This window comes from Streptomyces sp. 8N114 (assembly GCF_052245835.1).
Taxonomy (GTDB): Bacteria; Actinomycetota; Actinomycetes; order Streptomycetales; family Streptomycetaceae; genus Streptomyces.
On the sequence record NZ_JBQQBT010000059.1, the window covers coordinates 1 to 1,993 of the forward strand.

Genomic DNA, 1,993 nt, shown 5'->3' on the forward strand with positions numbered 1-1,993 from the left:
CGTACCCCGATGTCTTGGGCCCCAGGGCCTGCCTCTTCTGCGGCAATCCCGCCTGAACCGGTCGCCACCGGCTCCGGCGCCCGTCGCACTGCGGCGGGCGCCGGAGCCTAGGTTGCCCGCCCCTCGGGGCGGGCAACCCGCGGGTCTTCCACGTCAGCGTCAGCCCCGCACTCTCGCCTCCCCTCGCTTGGGGTACGCGTCTTGGGACCGTCTCGTATGGAGCGCGCAAGCCGGCGCGGCGTACGGGTCGGCTCTCCTTGCCGCTTCCTCCGTGGCTCTTCCGCCGCTCCGGCCTTCGTCGGCAGCGGTGAGTCCGGGTCTCTGCCGGGATTCTTGCTCGCCGCTTTGTGGGCTTGGTGCGCGTAAGCAGCCAGGAATTGCGCCAACTCAGACGTCACGGGCTTCACGTTGCAGCTGTCCCTTTGTCACGACCGAGCTGAGTGCGGGTGGTGGTCCCCTGTCCGCCGCTTTGAGCCTGCGCCACGCCGAGACGGGAGGCAACCGGGCTCGTCCCTCCCCCGGTTGCCTCCCGCCCCAGCGCAGCGCGGTCGGCACGCGTCGGACAGGGGACCACCACCCGTCGCAGAGAGCGGCGAGTCCCCTTCCAGAGGAGGGACCATGAACGAGGACCGCAAGCGGATCAAAAGGGCGGTCTGGGCCATCGTGGGCGTGCTCGTCGGCGTCCTGCTGATCGCGCAGTGCGCGGCCAGCAGCGATGGCCGTTGCAGCAATGACAGCCGCGGTGCCACGAAGGTGCAGGCCGCGGCGTTCTCCCCGGCGAAGTCCGGAGGAACGTTCCTCAGCAAGCCCCCCGCCCCGAAGCCGAACCGAGGCAGCGGCGGTGGCGGTGGCGGTGGCGGTGGCTTCTTCAGCATCTTCATCATCCACGACAACGACTGCGACTGAGTCCCGTCCCGGTCGACGCTCAGCTACACGAAGCTGTGCAGTTGAGCGGCCGAGGCCCGGTGCCCGCCAGTTCTCCGGCGGGCACCGGGCCTTTTTCGTGTGCTGGCTCTTGACCTCAGTACGGGCCCGGCGCGGGGTCGTTCGTCGGTGTCCGGCGTGCTTCCGTCTGCTGCCGACTGCTCGCTGGGGGTACGCGTCTTCGGGCCGTCTCGGAGAGCCCGCTCGCCTCGTCTGCGGCCGTGCAAGCACGTCCAGCAGCGGATTTCTCCACCGGCGTTCCCGCTTGGCCGGTGTACGTCACCGTTTCTGCTTAGTCCTCGGCAGTCTCCGTGGCTGTCCGTGCCGCCGTTCGGTCTCCTCCGTTCCCGCTTGTGCCGTTCGCGCAGTGCCTGGGGCTGCGGTCTGGTTGGCCCCTGCCCGCCGCTTGCAGCCTGCGGCTGGGGCGGGGCGGCCGCAAGCCCAAAAAGCACGGGCTTGCCCCCACCCCGCCCCTGCCGCTGATCGGCTGCGCCGGGCAGGGCCGATCACGGCCCACCTCCCTCTCGACGGAGGCCATCGCCCGGCACATCCGAGAAGGAGAGCACCATGTCGAACCAGTCCCCGCAGCCCCAGCCGGCCCCGCAGACCTGCAACGGGTGCACGGGAGAGAACGGTAAGCACAAGGAGATCCAGGTCGTCACCAACGACGATAAGAACAACGTCGTGAACAGGTCGGAACCCTGCAAAGGGCGGCGGAGGTAAGGCGACAGGCCCTGGCGCCGTCGGATCCCGACGGCGCCAGGGCCTTTTCGTGTGGAGTGCGCAAGCAAGTGGCGCGGCATGGGGGTAGCTCGGTGGCGTGCGTGCCGTGATGGCGGTCTCGCGCCGGCGGGCAGCGGCGCGCCGCATCCCCGTATCCGTACGTCTTATCTGTTCGACCTGCATGGAGGTTTCGAGGCTATGAGTCGCTACCCACAACGCCGTCCAAGTCGCGCGGTCCGGCGGCAGCGCTACTACCGCGACCGCTCCGGAATCGCCGGGTTCTTCCGCTGGTTCCTGGGCATCTTCGGCGACTTCGACTGAACGGTTGCGGGGGGGGGGGGGGGAG

At 69.5% G+C, this 1,993-nt stretch carries 2 protein-coding genes; both read left to right on the forward strand.

What is annotated here, in order from left to right; all coding sequences use genetic code 11:
• Nucleotides 1–618 precede the first annotated feature (618 nt).
• Entirely contained in the window at nucleotides 619–906 is a 288-nt protein-coding gene (locus tag ACTWQF_RS36720) for a hypothetical protein (protein WP_443284118.1), read from the forward strand.
• Between the two features lie 939 nt (nucleotides 907–1,845).
• Entirely contained in the window at nucleotides 1,846–1,968 is a 123-nt protein-coding gene (locus ACTWQF_RS36725) for a hypothetical protein (RefSeq protein WP_443284119.1), read from the forward strand.
• The last annotated feature ends 25 nt before the right edge of the window (nucleotides 1,969–1,993 follow it).